This window comes from Fusibacter sp. (genome assembly GCF_057447755.1).
Genome location: NZ_JBVBZF010000408.1, coordinates 1 through 2,856, shown reverse-complemented (window position 1 = coordinate 2,856; position 2,856 = coordinate 1). Strand labels below are relative to the sequence as shown.

Genomic DNA, 2,856 nt, shown 5'->3' with positions numbered 1-2,856 from the left:
TCTTAAAATTCTGCGTTTTTAACTGTTCTAGGGAAAGGAACTACATCTCTGATATTGCCCATTCCTGTTAAGTACATAATCATTCTTTCAAATCCCAAGCCGTAACCAGCATGTCTAGTGCCACCATACTTTCTAAGCTCTAAATACCACCAATAGTCTTCTTCATTTAAACCGAGTTCATTGATCCTATCTAATAGGATGTCCATTCTTTCCTCTCTTTGAGAACCACCAATCAATTCACCAACACCTGGAACAAGTAAATCCATTGCTGCAACGGTTTTTTGATCCTCGTTAACTCTCATATAGAAAGATTTGATTTCCTTTGGATAATCTATGACAAACACTGGTTTTTTATAGATTTCCTCTGTTAAATATCTTTCATGCTCTGTCTGTAAGTCAGCGCCCCAGAAAATAGGATATTCAAATTCAACCCCTGAATTCTTTAAGGCTTCAATCGCTTCAGTGTAAGTTACTCGTCCAAAATCTGATGTTGCAACATGGTTGAGGCGTTCTAAAAGGCCCTTATCAATTCTTTCATTAAAGAAGTTCATCTCTTCAGGACAGTGGTCCATTACATATGAAATAATGTATTTAACCATGTCTTCAGCAAGTGCCATATTGTCTTTTAAATCTGCAAATGCAATTTCTGGCTCTATCATCCAAAACTCAGCAGCATGTCTCTTTGTATTAGAATTTTCTGCTCTAAAAGTTGGTCCGAAAGTATAAACCTCTCTGAATGCAAGCGCAAACGTCTCAGCCTCTAACTGACCACTAACAGTAAGATTAGTTTCCTTACCAAAGAAGTCTTCAGAATAATCCACTTTCCCATCTTCAGTTCTTGGCACTTCGTTAAAATCAATCGTTGTAACTTTAAACATTTCGCCAGCACCTTCAGCATCACTACCCGTTACGATTGGCGTGTGAACATAAACAAATCCTCTATCTTGAAAGAATTTGTGAATTGCATAAGCCGCAACAGATCTCACTCTGAATACTGCTGAAAAAGTGTTGCTTCTTGGTCTCAAATGGGCAATTGTTCTAAGGTACTCCATTGTATGTCTTTTCTTTTGAAGTGGATAATCAGGTGTCGAAAAACCTTCCACTACAATCTCAGTTGCTTTTATTTCAAAAGGTTGTTTTGCATCTGGCGTTAGCACCAATTCCCCTTGAATGATAATTGCAGAAGCAATCGAAAGCTTTGCAACCTCATCGAAATTTGCTAGATTTTCTTCAAAAACAATTTGAACATTCTTAAAGAAAGTACCATCATTTAATTCTATAAATCCAAAAGCCTTTGAAGCTCTACTCGTCCTAATCCAACCTGATACTTGTATTGATTTTCCGGCATATAGCTCAGGGTTATTATAAAGATCTCTGATCAATACTGATTTCATATTATCCTCCAATTAATTATATTTCATATTTCTAAAGGAATTGATCTTAAAAAGATTTACCTTTTGTACAAAATTAACGTAAATTATCATATAAATTATAATATATGCAACCCATTAAGTCAAAATATAACATTGATATTTTAAGACTTTTCTTATACTATTATTCTATAACATTTACTCGGGAGATGCAAAATGGAAAGAATAAACATATTACACATCAGCGCCTCACTTTTTCTACTTTCATATTTCTTTAATGTTTATATTTACAAAAGTAGTGATCGACTCATCAAGGCTAAGTGTTTCGATATAATTCCCTTTATTGTAATTATTGGCATTTCAAACTTATCGCTTTTTTTAAGTGATTTTTATGTTTATAAATTGGCACTTTTTACTTTATTTTCTGTCCAATCGCTGAACATGGTACTTAAACATAATATTGATCAAAATGTCATGCATCTAATTGCATATATCCTTGGAATTGGCTTGCTTGCCATGATTGGATTCAATGTCATGATTCCAATTCAGTTTTTAAACATTGCAAACATACTCCTCATGGGACTACTGATCATCATTCACTTTCGTAACTATAATCAGTATAAGACTAAGATGCACAAGGAAATTTCTGAAGTTTATATCATTGCATTAATTGGGGTCATCATCCTCAGCTACGGTCATACATTTTTCTTGATTAATTTTGGCCTAATTATTTACACCATATTCCAGCTCTCAGAAATTATGATATTGCTTAAATTTTATAACCAATCCAGAGCCTCTATTGATGAGCGATTATCTGATTTGGAAAAACGCTTTGAAAGAACAGTTGAATTTGAAGCCAAAAAAAGAACTTCGGTTATGGCAGACAAGGTTGAGCACATAAGAGAGCGGTCTCAAAAGGATCCTATGACAAAGGCTTTAAATCGACACGGACTGACATCAACCATCAACGACCTTATAAACGACACTACAGTAAAAATATTCTCCATTGCAATGTTTGATATTGATAAATTCAAAACCATCAACGATACAAAGGGGCATATGGTAGGCGACGAGTGTTTAAAATACCTGTCTTATTCATTTATGATCAATAACCGTAAGACGGATTTTCTTGGGCGATATGGCGGCGATGAGTTCGTATTGGTCATGCCGCATATTAACGCACCTGCTGCCCTTGAAATCGCAGAACGTATGCGTCATGAAATCCAAAACAAATCAGCACCCAAGTTTACGATTTCCATGGGAATTGCAACCTATCCATACGATGGCAAAACTTTCTCATCGCTTCTTGAAGTTGCAGATCAAGGTTTATATGCTGCAAAAGAGTCTGGTAGAAATCAAGTCAAATATAAAGGCAATGTCTTCACTAAAGGATAAAAATAAACCTCATTACCTATTCTCATAGATAATGAGGTTCTTTTATTTGAAGTCATAAATCATCAACTGATCACCATACTGTTTTAGGGTG

The 2,856-nt window shown here is 35.0% G+C and carries 2 protein-coding genes; one reads left to right on the top strand and one right to left on the bottom strand.

The features are described 5' to 3' along the window. Positions 1–2: 2 nt before the first annotated feature. Positions 3–1,394: an asparagine--tRNA ligase gene (gene asnS, locus AC220I_RS20930; protein WP_486725811.1), complete on the bottom strand. Its 1,392-nt coding sequence runs from the start codon at positions 1,392–1,394 to the stop codon at positions 3–5. A gap of 192 nt (positions 1,395–1,586) precedes the next feature. Here asnS and AC220I_RS20925 point away from each other — a divergent pair, with 192 nt between their 5' ends. Next, positions 1,587–2,765 carry a GGDEF domain-containing protein gene (locus AC220I_RS20925; RefSeq protein ID WP_486725810.1) on the top strand — a complete coding sequence of 393 codons (1,179 nt, stop codon included), beginning with the start codon at positions 1,587–1,589 and terminating at the stop codon, positions 2,763–2,765. Positions 2,766–2,856: the final 91 nt, after the last annotated feature.

What these genes read in the sequence shown, in the direction of transcription:
- asnS (WP_486725811.1), bottom strand. Translation starts at nt 1,394, where the DNA reads ATGAAATCAGTATTGATCAGAGATCTTTATAATAACCCTGAGCTATAT.
- AC220I_RS20925 (WP_486725810.1), top strand. Translation starts at nt 1,587, where the DNA reads ATGGAAAGAATAAACATATTACACATCAGCGCCTCACTTTTTCTACTT.